Source organism: Kitasatospora sp. NPDC089509, from assembly GCF_044749365.1.
Lineage (GTDB): Bacteria > Actinomycetota > Actinomycetes > Streptomycetales > Streptomycetaceae > Kitasatospora.
In genome coordinates, this window is sequence record NZ_JBIVHS010000021.1 from 101,531 (window position 1) to 118,423 (window position 16,893).

A 16,893-nucleotide genomic window follows, 5' to 3' on the forward strand; every position below is an offset into this window, starting at 1 on the left:
CGGCGCCACCGGCTGGGACGGCTCACCGACCGGTGACGAATAGTGCCGAAAAGTGACATACCCAGCAGGGCTCAGGCTATCCCGGCAGCCGGGTCGTCTTGTCCGATTGACCTATCCGGCGGCTTGCGCGTCGTCCGCCGCCGCGAGCAGCTCGACGACGTGCGGCAGCACCTCGCGGTCGTGCCCGATCCAGTCCACCGAGTCCAGCTCCGCCGGGGCCAGCCAGCGCAGTTCGTCGTGGTCCTGCAGCGGGCTCGGCTCACCGGCCAGCAGCTCGGCGGCCCAGAACCGCAGCTCCAGCCCCGGCCGCACGGCCCACCCGCCCGGCAGCCGCCGCAGCGCCCGGGCCCGGACGCCCAGCTCCTCCCGCAGCTCCCGCTCCAGCGCCTGCGCCTCGGTCTCGCCGGGCTCGGCCTTGCCGCCGGGGAACTCCCAGCGCCCGGCGACCGCCGCGGGCGCGCTGCGCCGGGCGGCGAGCACCTGGCCGGAGCGGATCAGCACACCGCCGACGACGATCCGGGGCGGGGCGGCGGCGGGGGTCTCGACGGAGGTCTCGTGGGCCTGGTCCATGCCCCAGACCCTACGGGGCCGGCCGTGGTGCCCCGGCCGGCGTGGGGGTCCGGCCGGGGCACAGCGGTGACCCTACGGACCGCTCGCTACCGGCAGGTACGGGCGGGGTTAACGCCGGGTAACCCGGGCCTCGGACCTCGGGCTCTCCGGCCCACCGGTCTCAGGCCCGCAGGTCGGGCACCTGCTCGCCGGTGGACAGGCCCAGTGAGCGCCGGATGTCCAGGCTGACCGGCACCGTCCGGTCGACCAGTGCCCGGGCCCGCCCCAGATCGCCCGTCAGGTCGTCGCCGGTGGCGGCGGCGTCCCAGGCGACGGCCGCCTGGGACTGGGTCCCGGCCAGCTTGTCCACCTTCGACTGGATGTCGGTCGGCCACTCGGCCGTCGGCCGGCGCAGCGCGGCGGCCTCGGCCCGGGAGGCGGTGGCCATCCGCCGGGCCCAGGAGCGGTACTCGGCCTCGGCGGCGGTGACGTCCTTCTTCGGCTCGTCCGCGTAGGCCGTGTTGAAGCCCCGGATCGCCTCCAGGTACGCCAGCTGGACCGAGGTCAGGGAGCGGCGGTCGGTCCGGACCGTCCCCAGGTGCTGGTCGTCGGGGTCCTCGAAGGCGCAGGTGACGTACCGTTCGCCGACCGCCCAGTTGCCCGCGCTCGGGTAGAGGTAGACGTCGTCCATGCCGTCCGGGACGGCCCACTGGTCCAGCGCGTAGTCGTCCAGCACGGTGCGGCACAGCGCGGCCGCCCGCTGCCGCACGACCGCCTCGCCCGGGTACGGACCGCCGCCGTCGGGGACCTTGGCGGTGCCGGCCACCTCGCCGTTGTGCCGCTCCGAACAGGCCACCCGCCGCACCCAGTAGACGGTCTCGTCGCCGTTCTCGTCCGGCTTCCCGCTCGTCCCGGGCGAGGCGTAGCAGTCCCCTGCCTTCAGGGCGGACCAGCGGACCGACCCGTCCGGCGGCCGCTGGGCGTACCGGCCGCCGCGGCCGTCCCGTACCGAGCCGAAGTCCCCGGCGCCCAGGGCGAGCGAGAGCAGCAGGGTGCCCACTACCCCGAGCACCAGGCCGGTCACCGCCATGCCGCGGCCGCGCTCCCCACGGCGCCTGATCTGGGTCAGCGCGACGATCCCGAACACCAGGGCGACCGGTGAGAGCAGGGTCAGACCGGTGGCCAGGGAGCCGACGGCGAAGCCGTTGGTGCGCGGCTCCGGCCGGGGGGCGTAGGGGTTCTGCGGGTACGGCGGCCGGGCGTGCGGGTGCGCGTGCACGTCCGGGTGGGGGTACGGGTGGCCGGGCCGCGGGCCGGACTCGGCGGCGGGCGGCACCGAGGCCCAGCCGCCGGCGGGCAGCGGCGGCAGCGGCGGCTGGGGCGGGGCCTGCGAGGGCGCGGGGGCGGGCGGCGCCCAGGGATCGGCGGCGGCCCGCGGAGCCGACTCCGGGTCCGGGTCCGACGCGGGTGCGGGGGCCACCCGGCCGGGCTCCTCAGCGGCCGTCAACTCCCGTTCCCCGACGTCCGGGTCCTTGCGGAAGTCCACCCGCGGGTCCGGCCCCGGTACGGCGGGCGGCTCGGACTCAGGCTCGGACACGTGGACTCCCCCGACCCGCCGGGGCAGGCCTCGACTCGGTGCTTCGGCTTCGACGCCGCCTCCCGGGCCGGACGGGCCCGGGGCGAACGGTCGCGCGACTTTACCCGATCTTTCCGAAACACCGCCCGACCCTCACCGCCCCGGCCCCTCCTCCCGGACCCGGGCCAGGATCTCGCCGTGGAGCATCGAGAACCAGCCGTCCCCGGCGGCGCTCCACTCCCGCCAGCCCTCCGCGATCCGGGCCAGCTCCTCCCGGTCCGCGAAGCCCCGCTCCACCGCCGTCCGCCCGAACGCCGTACCGGTCACCCGGTCCGCCCACATCCCGCCCCACCACTCGCGCCGCTCGGGCGTCGCGAAGGTCCAGGTCCCGGTGCTCGCGGTGACCTCGGTGAAGCCGGCCGCGCGGGCCCAGGACAGCAGCCGCCGACCGGCGTCCGGCTCGCCGCCGTTGGCGCGGGCGGTGCGCCGGTACAGCTCCAGCCAGCGGTCCAGCGCGGGCGCCTCCGGGAACCAGGTCATCGAGGCGTAGTCGACGTCCCGGGCCGCCACCAGCCCGCCGGGCGCCGTCACCCGGCGCATCTCGCGCAGCGCGGCCACCGGGTCGGCCACGTGCTGCAGCACCTGATGGGCGTGCACCACGTCGAACTCGCCGTCCCGGTAGGGCAGTCGGTGCACGTCGGCGAGTTCGAACACCACGTTGGACAGGCCGCGCCCGGCGACGTACCCGGCGGCCTGCTCCAGCACCTCGGCGGAGGTGTCCACGGCCACCACCCGACCGCTCGGGCCGACCAGCTCGGCCAGGTCGGCGGTGATCGTCCCGGGACCGCAGCCGACGTCCAACAGCGCCTGCCCGGGCCGCAGTTCGCCCAGCAGGTAGGCGGCCGAATCGGCCGCGGTGCGGGAGCGGTGCGAGCGCAGCACGGCCTCCTGGTGGCCGTGGGTGTAGGCGGCGGGCCGTGCTCCGGACATGGGTTCCCCCTGGGGCGTGGTCGATGTTCGCCGACGTTCTGCCGGCATTCCGTCGACGTCCCGCCGGTGTTCCGGCGGGCCGTTTCCGCGACACCCCGACGCTACGCTCCATCCCGGATGACGAGAAGAACCGTCTCACATTCCGGCCGACGGACCGCCCGACCGCACCCGGCCGCCGTACCGTGGAAACGCCCCGACCGAACGGCCCCGACAGAACGGTCCCGCCCATGCCCGGCCCCGGCCAGCGCCCCTTCGTCCTGCTGAGCGCCGCCGTGTCGCTCGACGGCCACCTCGACGACGCCTCCCCCGACCGGCTGCTGCTCTCCAACGCCGCCGACTTCGACCGGGTCGACCAGGAACGGGCGGCCGCCGACGCGATCCTGGTCGGCGGCAACACGCTGCGCGCCGACAACCCCCGACTGCTGGTCAACGACCCCGCGCGGCGGGCCGCCCGGGTGGCCGCCGGCCGGCCGGAACACCCGCTGAAGGTGACGCTCAGCGCGAGCGGGGCGCTCGACGCCGACCTGCGGTTCTGGCACACCGGCGGCGCGAAGCTCGCCTACACCACGGCGACCGGGGCGGCGGCGCTGCGGCCGCGACTGGACGGACTGGCCGAGGTGGTCGCGCTCGGCGACTCGGTGGGCCTCGGCGCGGTGCTGGACGACCTGGGCGCACGCGGGGTGCGCCGGCTGATGGTCGAGGGCGGCGGCGGGGTGCACACCCAGTTCCTCGCCCGGGGCCTGGCGGACGAGCTCCAGCTGGCCGTCGCCCCGTTGCTGGTCGGCCAGGCCGAGGCGCCGCGGTTCGTCCGCCCGGCCGCGTTCCCGGGTGGCCCGGCCCGGCGGATGCGGCTGCTGGAGGCACGTACGGTGGGCGACGTCGTCCTGCTCAGGTACGCCCCGAAGGAGCCCGCGCCGTGAACCGCCCCGCGCCGAACCGTCCCACCGCCACCGACCTGGACCACCTGCGCCGGGCGGTCGCGCTCTCCCGCCGCTGCCCGCCCTCGGCGACGGCCTTCTCGGTCGGGGCGGTGATCGTCGGCGCCGACGGCGAGGTGCTGGCCGAGGGCCACAGCCGGGAGACCGACGCGCACGACCACGCCGAGGAGGCGGCCCTGGCCAAGCTCCCGGTCGGCGACCCCCGGCTGCGCGGGGCGACCGTCTACAGCAGCCTGGAGCCCTGCGGGCAGCGCGCCTCGCGGCCGGTGCCGTGCGCCCGGCTGCTGATCGCGGCAGGCGTGCCGCGGGTGGTGGTCGCCTGGCGCGAGCCGGATCTGTTCGTCACCGACTGCCAGGGCACGGCCCTGCTGGAGGCCGCCGGGGTCGAGGTGGTGGAGCTGCCGGAGCTGGCCGAGGAGGCCCGGGCGGTCAACGCCCACCTGCTCCGCTGATCTTTTGTATCATCGAGGAACAAAGAGCTCACCTTCCCCGCCCCCCAGGAGCCACCCCATGACCGCCGCCCCCGTCCGGCTCACCGCCCGCGCCCTCCTCCTCGACATGGACGGCACCCTGGTCAACTCCGACGCCGTGGTCGAGCGCTGCTGGACCCGCTGGGCCGAACGGCACGGCCTCGACCCGGTCGCGGCGCTCACCGTGGTCCACGGCCGCCAGGGCCACGCCACCATGGCCGTCCTGCTGCCGGACCGCCCGGTCGAGCTCAACCTCGCCGAGAACGAGCAGATGCTCGCCGAGGAGCGCGCCGACACCGAGGGGGTCGTCCAGGTCCCCGGCGCCGACGCCTTCCTCGCCTCGCTGGCCGACCTCCCGCACGCCCTGGTCACCTCCGCCGACCTGCCGCTCGCCCGGGTCCGGATGGACGCGGCCGGCCTGCCGATGCCGCCCGTCCTGGTCACCGCCGAGTCCGTCGGCGCCAGCAAGCCCGACCCCGAGGGCTTCCTCAAGGGCGCCGCCGCACTCGGCTTCGCCCCCGCCGACTGCGTCGCCTTCGAGGACTCCGGGGCCGGCATCGCCGCCGCCCGCGCCGCCGGCATGCCGGTCGTCGGCATCGGCCCCCGCGCCGCCGCCCACCACCCCGACGCCCTCGCCCCGACCCTCGAAGCCGTCACCGTCACCACCGCCCCCGACGGCACCCTCACCATCACCGTCCGCCCCTGACCGACCCGCCGGAGGGGCCCGCGCCTTGCCGCCCCATCGACACGGACGTACAGTTTCCTGTACCTGTCGGAGGAGTCAAGCCATGAAGACGATGACCTATTCGGAGTCCCGTGCGCGCTACGCCGAGGTACTCAACGCGGTCACGGACGACCGGGAAGAGATAGTGATCACCCGCGCCGGGCGCGAACCGGTGGTCATCGTCTCGCTGGAGGACTACCAGTCCCTCAAGGAGACCGCCTACCTCCTGCGGAGCCCCGCGAACGCCCGGCGTCTGCTGGCCTCCATCGAGGAGTTGGAGAGCGGCGGAGGGACCGTACGGGAGCTGGCGGACCCGGAGTGAAGATCACGTTCGCCTCCCGGGCCTGGGAGGACTACCTGTGGTGGCAGGCCCAGGACCGCAAGACCCTCAAGCGGATCAACACGCTGATCGCCGATGTCACACGCAACGGCAACGAGGGGATCGGAAAACCGGAACCGCTCAAGCACGGGTTCCAGGGCTACTGGTCACGCCGGATCAACGACGAGCACCGCTTGATCTACAAGGTCACCGACGACTCGATCCTGATCGCCCAGTGCCGCTACCACTACGAGAACTGAACCGGCGGCACGGACACCGAAGGGGCCGGACTTCCAGCGGAAGTCCGGCCCCTGGCACGCGAGTTGCGAGACCCGTCAGACGTTGAAGCGGAACTCCACCACGTCGCCGTCCTGCATGACGTACTCCTTGCCCTCGATCCGGGCCTTGCCCTTGGCGCGGGCGTCCGCGATGGAGCCGGTCTCGACCAGGTCGTCGAAGGAGATCACCTCGGCCTTGATGAAGCCCTTCTGGAAGTCGGTGTGGATGACTCCGGCGGCCTCGGGGGCGGTGGCGCCCTTCTTGATGGTCCAGGCGCGGGTCTCCTTGGGGCCGGCCGTCAGGTAGGTCTGCAGGCCGAGGGTGTCGAAGCCGACCCGGGCGAGGGTGGCGAGGCCGGGCTCCTCCTGGCCCATCGACTGGAGGAGTTCGAGCGCCTCGGCGTCGTCGAGCTCGATCAGCTCGGACTCGATCTTGGCGCTCAGGAAGATCGCCTCGGCCGGGGCGACCAGCGCGCGCTGGGCGTTCTTGAAGTCCTCGTCGGCCAGCTCGTCCTCGTCCACGTTGAAGACGTAGAGGAAGGGCTTGGCGGTGAGCAGGTGCAGCTCGCGGATCGGGGTGGTGTCGAAGCCGGCCTCGAAGAGGGTCTTGCCGGTCTCCAGGACCGCCTGGGCGGCCTCGGCGGCGGCCAGCACGGGGGCGGTGTCCTTCTTGAGGCGCGCCTCCTTCTGGAGCCGCGGCAGGACCTTCTCGATGGTCTGGAGGTCGGCCAGGATCAGCTCGGTGTGGATGGTCTCGATGTCGTCCTTGGGCGACACCTTGCCGTCCACGTGCACCACGTCCGGGTCGGTGAAGGCGCGCACGACCTGGCAGATCGCGTCCGACTCCCGGATGTTGGCGAGGAACTTGTTGCCCAGGCCCTCGCCCTCGCTGGCGCCGCGCACGATGCCGGCGATGTCGACGAAGTCGACGGTGGCCGGGAGGATGCGCTGCGAGCCGAAGATCTCGGCGAGCTTGGCCAGCCGCGCGTCCGGGACGCCGACGACGCCGACGTTCGGCTCGATGGTGGCGAACGGGTAGTTGGCCGCCAGCACGTCGTTCTTGGTCAGGGCGTTGAACAGGGTCGACTTGCCGACGTTCGGCAGGCCGACGATTCCGATCGTGAGCGACATGAAGCGCAGTCCCGTGGGCTTGGAGGAGTTGGGTCGGCACCGTACGGGCCGACCCCCAAGTCTACGGGCAGCGCCTCGACCCGCTCACGCCTCGGTCGGCGCGGGCAGCGGCTCCAGGAACTCCAGCCGGTTGCCGAGCTTGTCCGCGGCGTAGAAGCGGCGGTGGCCGGGGTGGTTGTCGTCCCAGGTGACCTCGTGGCCGTGCGCGGTGAGCCGCTCGGCCAGGGCGTCCAGCGAGGTCACCAGGATGCCCGGGTGACCCTTCCGGGCCGGACGGAAGTCCGGGGTGACGCCGAGGTGCACCTCGACCCCGCCGCCGCGGAACCAGCAGCCGCCGCGGGCCGCCAGCACCGGCGGCTTCGGCAGCTCGGTCATGCCGAGCACCCCGGACCAGAAGGCCCGGCACTCGTCCTCGGCGCCGGCCGGGATGTCGAGCTGGACGTGGTCGAGGCGTTCGAAGGTGAATCCGGCAGTCATGGCAGCCCCCGTACGGTCATCGGATGATCAAGGTCGGTCGACTCGGCCGAGCAGGTCAGCGCGTTGAGTGACGATCACAGGAGTACGCCATCCGGGGACACGGGACAAGACCTGAACGGTCCATTACACAGTGTGGCGATGATCGGACCGTACGTTGGGCGGGTGGAGCAGAGCATCCGTACCCAGCCGCCAGGTCCCAGACGCCGTCCGCCGAACGGCGCGGCCCCGGCCTCCGTCCCCGGTCCTGGCCGGGCCCCCGAGAGCGCCGGGGCCTCCGCCGCGTCCCCCTCCCGGCTGCGCCCGGTGGCCGACCGGCCCGCCGCCCGGCAGGCCCCGAAGCGCCGGCTGCGGGTGTACGGGCGGCGCCGGACCGGTCGGCCGACCCGGCTGACCGCGATCGGCACCGGCGTGGTCGCGGTGCTGGCCACCCTCGCGGTGGCGGGCCTGGACCGGCTGCTCTTCGACGACCTGGGCTGGCTGTTCGGCCTCGGCTACCTGGTGGTCTGCTTCCAGCTGGCCGTCCGGGTCCGCTACGCCGACCTGCTGGCCGCCCCGATCAGCGGGCCGATCGCCTTCGCGGTGGGCCTGCTGGTGCTCGCGCCGGTCAACTCCTCCGGCGTCACCGCCCAGGTGGTGGCGCTGGCGACCGGGCTGGCGCTGCGGGCCGGCTGGCTGTTCTCCGGCACCGGGCTGGCCGCGCTGATCGTGCTCGCCCGCTTCGTCGCCCAGCGCCGGATCCACCGCTCCCGCTGACCGCTCCGCCCGGCGCGCGGGCCCGGTCGGCCCGCCGCCCGGTCAACCCGCCGCACCCGGTCAACCCGCCGCCCGGGCCGCCGCCATGGCGGCGCCGACGATGCCCGCGTCGTTGCGCAGCTCGGCCGGTACCACCCGCGCCCCGCGGTCCTTCAGCAGCGGCAGGAACTTCTCGTGCTTGCGGCTCACCCCGCCGCCGATCACGATCAGCTGCGGCGAGAAGAGCATCTCCACCAGGTCCAGGTACTCGTCGACCCGACCGGCCCACTGCTCCCAGGTCAGGTCGTGCCGCTCCTTGGCGGCCGAGGAGGCCCGGCGCTCGGCGTCCTTGCCGCGCAGCTCCAGGTGGCCCAGCTCGGTGTTGGGCACCAGCACGCCGTCCACGAAGAGCGCGCTGCCGATGCCGGTGCCGAAGGTGAGCACCAGGACCACCCCGGGCTCGCCCCGCCCGGCGCCGTGCGCGGTCTCGGCGAGGCCGGCCGCGTCCGCGTCGTTGAGCACGGTCGCGGGCAGGTCCAGCGCGTCCCGGAACAGCGCCTCGGCGTCCACGCCGATCCAGCCCTTGTCCACGTTGGCCGCCGTCCTGGTGCGGCCGCCGACCACCACGCCGGGGAAGGTCAGCCCGACCGGACCCCGGTGGTCGAAGTGCCGGACCACCTCGCGGACGGCGGCGACCACGGCCGCCGGTTCGGACGGCTGCGGGGTGAGCACCTTGTGGCGCTCCTGGGCGAGCACACCCCGGGCGAGGTCGACCGGGGCGCCCTTGATGCCCGAACCGCCGATGTCCACGCCGAATACCGCCGTCATCACTCCGCCCTCCGCCGTCCGGCCGTCGGACCGGCTTGTCCACAGCCTGTGCACAAAGTTACGAGAGCGGGGGCGGGGGCGCACAGCAAAGCGCAGACGACGGAGGACCCGGCGCCCGCACCGGGCACCGGGTCCTCCGGGAAAGGCCTACCGCGAAGGGCCTACAGCTTGCCCGCGGCCTCGGCGCGCAGGTCGCGGCGCAGCTCCTTGGGCAGCGAGAAGGTCAGGTGCTCCTCGGCGGTCTTGACCGTCTCCACCGTGTCGTAGCCGCGCTTGGCCAGGAACTCCAGCACGCCGTCGACCAGGATCTCCGGGACGGAGGCGCCGCTGGTCAGGCCGACCGTGGTGACGCCCTCCAGCCAGGACTCCTCGATCTCCTCGGCGAAGTCGACCAGGTGGGCCGCCTTGGCGCCGTACTCCAGGCCGACCTCGACCAGGCGGACGGAGTTGGAGGAGTTCTTGGAGCCGACCACGATCAGCAGGTCGGTCTCGGCGGCCAGCTGCTTGACCGCGACCTGGCGGTTCTGGGTGGCGTAGCAGATGTCGTCGCTGGGCGGGCTGACCAGCGCCGGGAAGCGCTTCTTCAGCTCGCCGACGGTGGCCATGGTCTCGTCCACCGACAGCGTGGTCTGGGACAGCCAGACGATCCTGGACTCGTCCCGCACCTGCACGTTGGCGACGTCCTCGGCGCCGTCCACCAGGTGGATCCGGTCCGGGGCCTCGCCCATGGTGCCGATGACCTCCTCGTGGCCCTCGTGGCCCACCAGCAGGATGTCGTAGCCCTCGTCGGCGAAGCGCACGGCCTCCTTGTGCACCTTGGTGACCAGCGGGCAGGTGGCGTCGATGGTGGCGAGCCGGCCGGCCCGCGCCTCGTCGTGGACGGCCGGGGCGACACCGTGCGCGGAGAACACCACGATCGAGCCCTCGGGCACCTCCTCCGTCTCGTCGACGAAGATCGCGCCCTTCTTCTCCAGGGTCTGCACCACGTACTTGTTGTGGACGATCTGCTTGCGGACGTAGATGGGGGCCCCGTACTGCTCCAGGGCCTTCTCCACGGCGATCACGGCGCGGTCGACACCCGCGCAGTAGCCCCGGGGGGCGGCGAGCAGGACACGGCGCTGCGCGGTGTTGGACATGGCTCCATCGTACGGGCGCGCGGGAGTCGCACCGCCCGGGGCGCAGACCCTCACCGAGCTCGGACACCTTCCGGTCGCAAAGGGTCGGGAAATACCCAACTGTGGTCTCCATGAGCGCCGTGAACGAGCAGCCGCCGCCGAGCGGCCTGCGCCGCACCCTGGGCGTCCGCGATCTGATGGTCTACGGACTGCTGTTCATCGCCCCGATGGCCCCGGTCGGCGTGTTCGGCGTGCTGGACGCCAAGAGCCACGGCGCGGTCGCCACCGTCTACCTGGTGGCCACGGTGGCGATGGGCTTCACCGCCCTCTCGTACGCCCAGATGGTGCGCGCGGTGCCGCAGACCGGTTCGGTGTTCGCCTACGCGCGGGCCGGGCTGGGCGAGGGGCCGGGGTTCGTCGCCGGGTGGATGGCGATGCTGGACTACCTGCTGATCCCCGCGGTGGCCTACCTGTTCTCCGGGATCGCGCTGCACTCGCTGGTCCCGGGGGTCTCGCGCTGGCTGTGGACGGCCATCGCGGTGCTGGTGACCACGGCGCTCAACCTGATCGGGGTGCGGACGGCGGCCGCGGTCGGCTTCGCGGTGCTGGCGCTGGAGATCGCGGTGCTGGTGGTGTTCGTGGTCGCGGCCGCGGTGGTGCTGGCACAGGACGGCGCGCGGCGCGGCTGGGCCACCCCGTTCACCGCCGTCGGGGACTTCTCGGCCACCGCGGTGCTCTCCGCGGTGTCCGTGGCGGTCCTCTCCTACCTGGGCTTCGACGCGATCGCCGGCTTCGTCGAGGAGGCGGTCGGCGCCTCGGCCGCGGTGGCCCGGGCGGTGCTCTGGTGCCTGGCGCTGGCCGGGGCGCTGTTCGTCGTCCAGACCTACCTGGCGGCGCTGCTGGAGCCGACCACCCCGCAGCAGCTGGCCGCCGACCCGGCCGCCCAGGGCTCGGCCTTCTACGACACCGTGGAGGCCGGCATCGGCCACTGGCTGCACGTGCTGGTGGCGGCCGGCAAGGCGATCGGCGCGGCCTTCGCGGCGCTCGCCGGGCAGGCCGCGGCCGGGCGACTGGTCTTCGCGATGGGCCGGGACGGGCGGCTGCCGCGGCCGCTCGGCTCGGTCGACCCGGGCAGCGCGTTGCCGCGCCGGGCGCTGCTGGCGGCCGCGGTGGTCACCATGGCGGCGGCGGTCTGGGCGGCGACCCGGGACGACGGGCTGGACCAGCTGACCTCGGTGGTGAACGTGGGCGCGCTGACCGCCTTCGCGCTGCTGCACGCCTCGGTGATCGGCTGGTACACCCTCCGGCACGGCTCGCGGGACCGGCTGCGACACCTGGTCGTCCCGCTGCTGGGGATCGCGGTGATCGGTGCGGTGGTCTACGAGGCCTCGACCACGGCGCAGCTGGTCGGGCTGGTCTGGCTGGCGGTCGGCCTGGTGGTGCTCGGTGTCCAGGGCAGTACGGCGGCCGGTGTCGGCGGGCGCCGCTAGCCTCGTACGCATGGCCAACTCCAGCTCCCCCGAAGCCCCGATCCCGGTCGGCAAGGTCTCCGCGCTGATCGGCGGCTGGATCGACCGGCTCGGCGCGGTGTGGGTCGAGGGTCAGATCACCCAGCTCAGCCGCCGGCCGGGGGCGGGCGTGGTGTTCCTGACCCTGCGCGACCCGCAGGCCGACGTGTCGCTCACGGTGACCTGCTTCCGCTCGGTGTTCGAGCAGGTCGCGGACGTGGTGCAGGAGGGCTCGCGGGTCGTCGTGCACGCCAAGCCGGAGTGGTACGCGGCGCGCGGGCAGCTGTCGCTGCGGGCCTCGGAGATCCGCCCGGTGGGCCTGGGCGAGCTGCTGGCCCGGCTGGAGCAGCTGAAGCGGCGGCTGGCCGGGGAGGGCCTGTTCGCGGCCGAGCGCAAGCGGCGGCTGCCGTTCCTGCCGCAGTGCGTCGGGCTGGTCACCGGGCGCGGCTCGGCGGCCGAGCGGGACGTGCTGGAGAACGCCAGGCGGCGCTGGCCGGCCGTGCGCTTCGAGGTGCGCAACGTCCCGGTGCAGGGGGTCAGCGCGGTGGAGCGGGTGAGCGCGGCCGTCCGGGAGCTGGACGAGCACCCCGAGGTGGACGTGATCATCGTGGCCCGCGGCGGCGGCAGCGTGGAGGACCTGCTGCCGTTCTCCGACGAGGGGCTGGTGCGGCTGGTCGCGGCCGCCCGTACTCCGGTGGTCAGCGCGATCGGGCACGAGCCGGACCAGCCGCTGCTGGACTTCGTCGCCGATCTGCGCGCCTCGACCCCGACCGATGCCGCCAAACGGGTGGTTCCGGACGTCGGCGAGGAGCTGGCCAAGGTCCGCCAGCTGCGCGACCGGGCCCGCCGGCACGTGCAGTCCCGGGTCGAGCGCGAGCAGCACGGGCTGGACGGGCTGCGCAGCCGCCCGGCGCTGGCCGCCCCGCACCGGATGCTGGACGGGCGCGGCCAGGAGGTGGAGGGCCTGCTGGAGCGGGCCCGCCGGACGCTGCGGCACCGGCTGGACCACGCCCAGAGCGACCTCGGGCACACCCTGGCCCGGGTGGTCGCGCTCTCCCCGGCGGCCACCCTGGAGCGCGGCTACGCGGTGCTGCAGCGGGCCGACGGCACGGTGGTGACCGACCCGGCGCAGGTCGCGGCCGGGGACGGGCTGCACGCCCGGGTGGCGGGCGGCGGCTTCGACGTGACCGTGGGGCCTCAGCACTAAGGCCTCAGCAGTGGGGCCTCGGTAGCGGGGCGTCAGTAGGAGCGCTGGCGGGAGAGCGCCGTCGAGTGCTCGCCGAAGCCCAGGCTGCGGTAGAGCGCCTCGCCGCCGCTGCTGGCGTGCAGGTCGATCCGGCCGGTCCGGCGGTCGTCGAACCAGTCCAGGAGCGCCTCGGTGCACGCCCTGGCGTGGCCGCGCAGCCGGTGGCCCGGGTCGGTGCAGATGTTGAAGACGAAGCCGAACAGGCCCTCCGGGTTGCCGGGCGAGGGCAGACGGCGCTCCAGGGTGCCCACGGCGCAGGCGGCGAGCCGGCCGGGCCGCCCGGGGTCGTCCACCACGAAGGCGGGCATGGTGAGCTCGCCGGGCGGGACGGCCAGGCGCTCGCGCAGCAGCCGCTCGGCGGCGGCCTGCCAGGGGCCGGGGCCGGCCACCGCGGCCATGCTGGGCATCGCCTCGAACATCAGGTTGCGCAGCCGGACGAGTTCGGAGGCGTCGTCCGGGACGGCGGGGCGGACCTCGGTCATGCGGCGGAGGCTAGCGCCGGGCGGGGCCCGGCCGCACCCGGGTTTCGGCCCGTGGAACCGGCCGCTGTCGGCGCCAGCCCCTACGCTGGCACGCATGGCAGAGCAGCAGGAGCAGCAGGACGCGGCGGCGCCGACCCCGGACGACGCGCTGGGCTACGAGCACGCCCGGGACGCGCTGCTGGACGTGGTCCGGCAGCTGGAGAACGGCGGCACCTCCCTGGAGGAGTCGCTGGCGCTGTGGGAGCGCGGCGAGCAGCTGGCGAAGGTCTGCCAGCGCTGGCTGGACGGCGCCCGGGCCCGGCTGGACGCCGCGCTGGCGGCCGAGGAGGGCGAGGGCCCGGGCGGGGAGTGAGCACCCCGGGTCCGCACGGCCGTCCGTGAGGCAGGTCACAACGGCTTGGGGAATCGTTGAATCTTCACCTATGTTGGATCGTGTGATCGGCCGCGCCGGTCACTCCGACGAACCCCCCTCCCGCATGAGGTGCAGAAGCATGACCACCGACGCCCTGGTACTCGACGCCGCCGCTCAGGACCTGCTGTTCCGCGAGGCCCGCACCGCGAACACCTTCACCGACGAGCCGGTCACCGAGGAGCAGGTCCAGGCCATCTACGACCTGGTCAAGTACGGCCCGACCGCCTTCAACCAGCAGCCGCTGCGCGTCGTCCTGGTCCGCTCGACCGAGGGTCGCGAGCGCCTCGTCCAGCACCTGGCGGACGGCAACAAGGCCAAGACCTCCACCGCCCCGCTGGTCGCCATCCTCGCCGCGGACAACGAGTTCCACGAGGAGCTGCCGACCCAGTTCCCGCACTTCCCGCAGGCCAAGGACGTCTTCTTCTCGGAGCGCTCGGTCCGTGAGTCCTCCGCCGCGCTGAACGGCGCCCTGCAGGCCGCGTACTTCATCATCGGCGTGCGCGCCGCCGGCCTGGCCGCCGGCCCGATGACCGGCTTCGACGCCGAGGGCATCAACAAGGAGTTCTTCGGCGAGGGCGACCACTCGGTGCTGGCCGTGGTCAACATCGGCAAGCCGGGCGAGGATGCCTGGTTCCCGCGTTCCCCGCGCCTGGCCTACGACGAGGTCGTCACCACCGTCTGATCGCGCCCCGCGACGGCGAAGGGCCCGCACCGGTTCGTCCGGTGCGGGCCCTTCCGCGTGCGCGGCCGGCCGGGCGCTACTTGAGCGCCTGGGCGAGCTCGGCCAGTTCCTCGTAGGAGGCGGTGCCGGTGATCAGTGTGGTCGCCGAGCCGGTCTGGGCGGCCAGCGCCCGGGACTTGTCGCCCTGCACCCGGTCCCAGCTGTGCCCGGCCGCGTCCGAGCTGCCGTCCGGCTGGGCGCCGGCGACCTTGTCGGCGAGCAGCCGGTCGCGCGGGACGTCGGCCTGCTCGACCGCCGCGTACTGGCCGGAGGGGGTGACGAAGCCCAGGTGCCAGGCGTTGCCCTTGCCGTTGTTGATGGCGGCCGGGGTGTAGCTGACCGAGGTGGCCCGCCACTTGTCGGGCAGCCCCTCCGGGGACAGCAGCGGGTAGGGCGCGGCGCGCTTCGCCGAGGCCGCCTCCACCTTGTACCCGACCACGTGCACCGGGTCGCTGTCCGCGTCGTGCGGGAGGAACAGGTATCCGATCCAGACGACGAAACCGACCGCCAGCATCGACAGGACCATGTCCCGTACGGTCTGCCGACCCCTCATGCCCTTGTTTGCAGCCACCCCCACATGGTGACTCATCCACATCCCGGCCCGGCCACCAGGGGTGGGCACGTACGGGTGAACCGGGACGAACCGGTGGTTTCCGCTCCGGGATGGCGACCCGCGCCACAGACAGTCATCTCGTGGGCAGATACGATCGCAATACCCTCACCACGGCGTTCGACCAGGCAGTAGTCGGGCGCTCACTGGCCGTCGCGTACAGAGAGGTAACGACGATGACCGCGCAGTACCCGCACCACCTTCCCAGTGCCCTGGAGGTCGCGCCCGAGGCTCCGGACCGGAACCTCGCACTCGAGCTCGTCCGGGTCACCGAGGCCGCCGCCATGGCCGCCGGCCGGTGGGTCGGCCGGGGCGACAAGAACGGCGCGGACGGTGCCGCCGTGAAGGCGATGCGCACCCTCGTCTCGACCGTCTCGATGAACGGCGTGGTCGTCATCGGGGAGGGCGAGAAGGACGAAGCCCCGATGCTCTACAACGGCGAGCGGGTCGGTGACGGCACCGGCGCCGAGTGCGACGTCGCGGTCGACCCGGTGGACGGCACCACGCTGACCGCCAAGGGCATGAACAACGCGGTGGCCGTGCTGGCCGTCGCCGACCGCGGCACCATGTTCGACCCCAGCGCCGTGTTCTACATGGACAAGCTGATCACCGGGCCGGAGGCCGCCGACTTCGTCGACATCACCGCTCCGCCGGCCGTCAACATCCGCCGGGTCGCCAAGGCCAAGGGCAGCGCCGTCGAGGACGTCACCGTGGTCGTGCTCGACCGCCCGCGCCACGACGACCTGGTCCGGCAGATCCGCGAGGCGGGCGCCCGGATCAAGTTCATCTCCGACGGCGACGTGGCCGGCGCCATCATGGCCGCCCGCGAGGGCACCGGCATCGACCTGCTGATGGGCGTCGGCGGCACCCCCGAGGGCATCATCGCGGCCTGCGCGATGAAGTGCATGGGCGGCGTCATCCAGGGCCGGCTGTGGCCCAAGGACGAGGCCGAGCGGCAGAAGGCCCTCGACGCCGGACACGACCTGGACCGGGTGCTCACCACCAACGACCTGGTCAGCGGCGAGAACGTGTTCTTCGTCGCCACCGGCATCACCGACGGCGAGCTGCTGCGCGGCGTGCACTACCGCTCGGAGACCGCCACCACCAGCTCGCTGGTGATGCGCTCCAAGAGCGGCACCATCCGCGAGATCAACTCCGTCCACAAGCTGTCGAAGCTGCGGGCCTACAGCGCGATCGACTTCGACCGCGCCAACTGACCCGGCCACGACCGGCCCAGCACGAGGCCCCGGCGGAATCCCCCTCCGCCGGGGCCTCGTGGCGTTCCGGCCACGGTCGCGGTCGCGGCCCGACCGCCCGCCCGCCGGGCGGGTCTTCGGCCCGCCGTCAACCCGCTATCCGACGCCCGGCCGTGGCCACCCGGGCCGCCTCGCGCAGCTCCGCGTCCCGGCGGCGCCGCCGGGCCAGCACCACCCGGCGCTCGGCGGCCGTCAGCCCGCCCCAGACCCCGTACGGCTCCGGCTGGGCCAGCGCGTGCTCACGGCACTCCAGCAGCACCGGGCAGCGGGCGCAGACCTGCTTGGCCTGCTCCTCCCGCGACAGCCGGGCCGCCGTCGGCTCCTTCGAGGGCGCGAAGAACAGCCCCACCTCGTCCCGTCGACAGGCCGCACCGGTGTGCCACGGATTGTCCTCGCCCGCGGCCGTGCCCGCCGTGCCGCCCGGGGGCTGCGGCTGGGGGCGGACGGCCGGACGACGCTCCAGCAACTGGGCGGCGGCGACTGGCGAAGTGGTGCGGGACTCGATCGGATGCAGCACGGCCGTACTCCTGA

General features: G+C 73.9%; 19 protein-coding genes and 1 pseudogene. 10 read left to right on the forward strand and 10 right to left on the reverse strand.

Annotated elements, in window-relative coordinates; translation table 11 throughout:
- Positions 1-111: 111 nt before the first annotated feature.
- The 3 genes from ACIP4P_RS33155 to ACIP4P_RS33165 all read right to left on the reverse strand — a co-directional run bounded on the left by ACIP4P_RS33155 (position 112) and on the right by ACIP4P_RS33165 (position 3,115).
- Entirely contained in the window at positions 112-570 is a 459-nt protein-coding gene (locus ACIP4P_RS33155) for a (deoxy)nucleoside triphosphate pyrophosphohydrolase (RefSeq protein WP_400924825.1), read from the reverse strand.
- A 160-nt stretch (positions 571-730) separates the two neighbouring features.
- The gene (locus ACIP4P_RS33160) at positions 731-2,146 is read right to left on the reverse strand and encodes a DUF4190 domain-containing protein (RefSeq protein WP_400924827.1); all 1,416 of its coding nucleotides are present in this window, start codon (positions 2,144-2,146) and stop codon (positions 731-733) included.
- Positions 2,147-2,278: 132 nt separating this feature from the next.
- Entirely contained in the window at positions 2,279-3,115 is an 837-nt protein-coding gene (locus ACIP4P_RS33165; RefSeq protein WP_400924829.1) for a methyltransferase domain-containing protein, read from the reverse strand.
- 227 nt (positions 3,116-3,342) lie between these two features.
- Here ACIP4P_RS33165 and ACIP4P_RS33170 point away from each other — a divergent pair.
- From ACIP4P_RS33170 to ACIP4P_RS33185, 4 genes and pseudogenes are all read left to right on the forward strand, one after another.
- A pseudogene (locus ACIP4P_RS33170) lies at positions 3,343-4,505 on the forward strand (dihydrofolate reductase family protein).
- Between the two features lie 58 nt (positions 4,506-4,563).
- Positions 4,564-5,229 (forward strand): HAD-IA family hydrolase, encoded by a 666-nt coding sequence (locus ACIP4P_RS33175; RefSeq protein ID WP_400924831.1) that lies wholly within the window; start codon positions 4,564-4,566, stop codon positions 5,227-5,229.
- An 82-nt stretch (positions 5,230-5,311) separates the two neighbouring features.
- On the forward strand, positions 5,312-5,569 hold the full coding sequence (locus ACIP4P_RS33180) for a type II toxin-antitoxin system Phd/YefM family antitoxin (protein WP_400924833.1): 258 nt from the start codon (positions 5,312-5,314) through the stop codon (positions 5,567-5,569).
- Positions 5,566-5,826 carry a Txe/YoeB family addiction module toxin gene (locus tag ACIP4P_RS33185; RefSeq protein WP_400924834.1) on the forward strand — a complete coding sequence of 87 codons (261 nt, stop codon included), beginning with the start codon at positions 5,566-5,568 and terminating at the stop codon, positions 5,824-5,826. The genes ACIP4P_RS33180 and ACIP4P_RS33185 overlap by 4 nt, the downstream gene beginning before the upstream one ends.
- Before the next feature lie 75 nt (positions 5,827-5,901).
- Here the strand turns inward: ACIP4P_RS33185 and ychF are convergent, their stop codons facing one another.
- Both ychF and ACIP4P_RS33195 read right to left on the reverse strand, forming a co-directional pair.
- Entirely contained in the window at positions 5,902-6,975 is a 1,074-nt protein-coding gene (ychF, locus tag ACIP4P_RS33190; protein WP_363429966.1) for a redox-regulated ATPase YchF, read from the reverse strand.
- Between the two features lie 84 nt (positions 6,976-7,059).
- Entirely contained in the window at positions 7,060-7,452 is a 393-nt protein-coding gene (locus ACIP4P_RS33195; RefSeq protein WP_400924836.1) for a VOC family protein, read from the reverse strand.
- Positions 7,453-7,590: 138 nt separating this feature from the next.
- Here ACIP4P_RS33195 and ACIP4P_RS33200 point away from each other — a divergent pair, with 138 nt between their 5' ends.
- Positions 7,591-8,205: a DUF6542 domain-containing protein gene (locus tag ACIP4P_RS33200; protein ID WP_400924838.1), complete on the forward strand. Its 615-nt coding sequence runs from the start codon at positions 7,591-7,593 to the stop codon at positions 8,203-8,205.
- A gap of 60 nt (positions 8,206-8,265) precedes the next feature.
- On the opposite strand, the gene ppgK is transcribed toward ACIP4P_RS33200, so the two are convergent.
- Both ppgK and ACIP4P_RS33210 read right to left on the reverse strand, forming a co-directional pair.
- Positions 8,266-9,012 (reverse strand): polyphosphate--glucose phosphotransferase, encoded by a 747-nt coding sequence (gene ppgK / locus ACIP4P_RS33205; protein ID WP_400924840.1) that lies wholly within the window; start codon positions 9,010-9,012, stop codon positions 8,266-8,268.
- A 161-nt stretch (positions 9,013-9,173) separates the two neighbouring features.
- The gene (locus ACIP4P_RS33210; protein ID WP_350515091.1) at positions 9,174-10,148 is read right to left on the reverse strand and encodes a 4-hydroxy-3-methylbut-2-enyl diphosphate reductase; all 975 of its coding nucleotides are present in this window, start codon (positions 10,146-10,148) and stop codon (positions 9,174-9,176) included.
- A 110-nt stretch (positions 10,149-10,258) separates the two neighbouring features.
- On the opposite strand from ACIP4P_RS33210, the gene ACIP4P_RS33215 reads away from it, so the two are divergent.
- Positions 10,259-11,617, forward strand: a complete 1,359-nt coding sequence (locus ACIP4P_RS33215; protein ID WP_400924842.1) for an APC family permease — start codon at positions 10,259-10,261, stop codon at positions 11,615-11,617.
- Between the two features lie 10 nt (positions 11,618-11,627).
- Entirely contained in the window at positions 11,628-12,842 is a 1,215-nt protein-coding gene (xseA, locus tag ACIP4P_RS33220) for an exodeoxyribonuclease VII large subunit (protein ID WP_400924844.1), read from the forward strand.
- Positions 12,843-12,874: 32 nt separating this feature from the next.
- Here xseA and ACIP4P_RS33225 read toward each other — a convergent pair whose 3' ends face one another.
- The gene (locus ACIP4P_RS33225; RefSeq protein ID WP_400924846.1) at positions 12,875-13,363 is read right to left on the reverse strand and encodes a GNAT family N-acetyltransferase; all 489 of its coding nucleotides are present in this window, start codon (positions 13,361-13,363) and stop codon (positions 12,875-12,877) included.
- Positions 13,364-13,457: 94 nt separating this feature from the next.
- Between ACIP4P_RS33225 and ACIP4P_RS33230 the strand changes: the two genes are divergently transcribed.
- On the forward strand, positions 13,458-13,715 hold the full coding sequence (locus tag ACIP4P_RS33230) for an exodeoxyribonuclease VII small subunit (protein ID WP_400924848.1): 258 nt from the start codon (positions 13,458-13,460) through the stop codon (positions 13,713-13,715).
- Between the two features lie 139 nt (positions 13,716-13,854).
- A complete protein-coding gene (locus ACIP4P_RS33235; protein WP_350515086.1) occupies positions 13,855-14,457 on the forward strand; it encodes a malonic semialdehyde reductase in 603 nt (200 codons plus the stop codon).
- A 76-nt stretch (positions 14,458-14,533) separates the two neighbouring features.
- Here ACIP4P_RS33235 and ACIP4P_RS33240 read toward each other — a convergent pair whose 3' ends face one another.
- Positions 14,534-15,067 carry a DUF4245 domain-containing protein gene (locus tag ACIP4P_RS33240; protein WP_400924850.1) on the reverse strand — a complete coding sequence of 178 codons (534 nt, stop codon included), beginning with the start codon at positions 15,065-15,067 and terminating at the stop codon, positions 14,534-14,536.
- 215 nt (positions 15,068-15,282) lie between these two features.
- On the opposite strand from ACIP4P_RS33240, the gene glpX reads away from it, so the two are divergent.
- Positions 15,283-16,323, forward strand: coding sequence for a class II fructose-bisphosphatase (gene glpX / locus ACIP4P_RS33245; RefSeq protein WP_350515084.1), 1,041 nt, complete (start codon positions 15,283-15,285; stop codon positions 16,321-16,323).
- A 127-nt stretch (positions 16,324-16,450) separates the two neighbouring features.
- Here glpX and ACIP4P_RS33250 read toward each other — a convergent pair whose 3' ends face one another.
- Complete coding sequence (locus ACIP4P_RS33250; RefSeq protein WP_400924940.1) at positions 16,451-16,828, reverse strand: WhiB family transcriptional regulator; 378 nt, start codon at positions 16,826-16,828, stop codon at positions 16,451-16,453.
- Between the last annotated feature and the right edge of the window lie 65 nt (positions 16,829-16,893).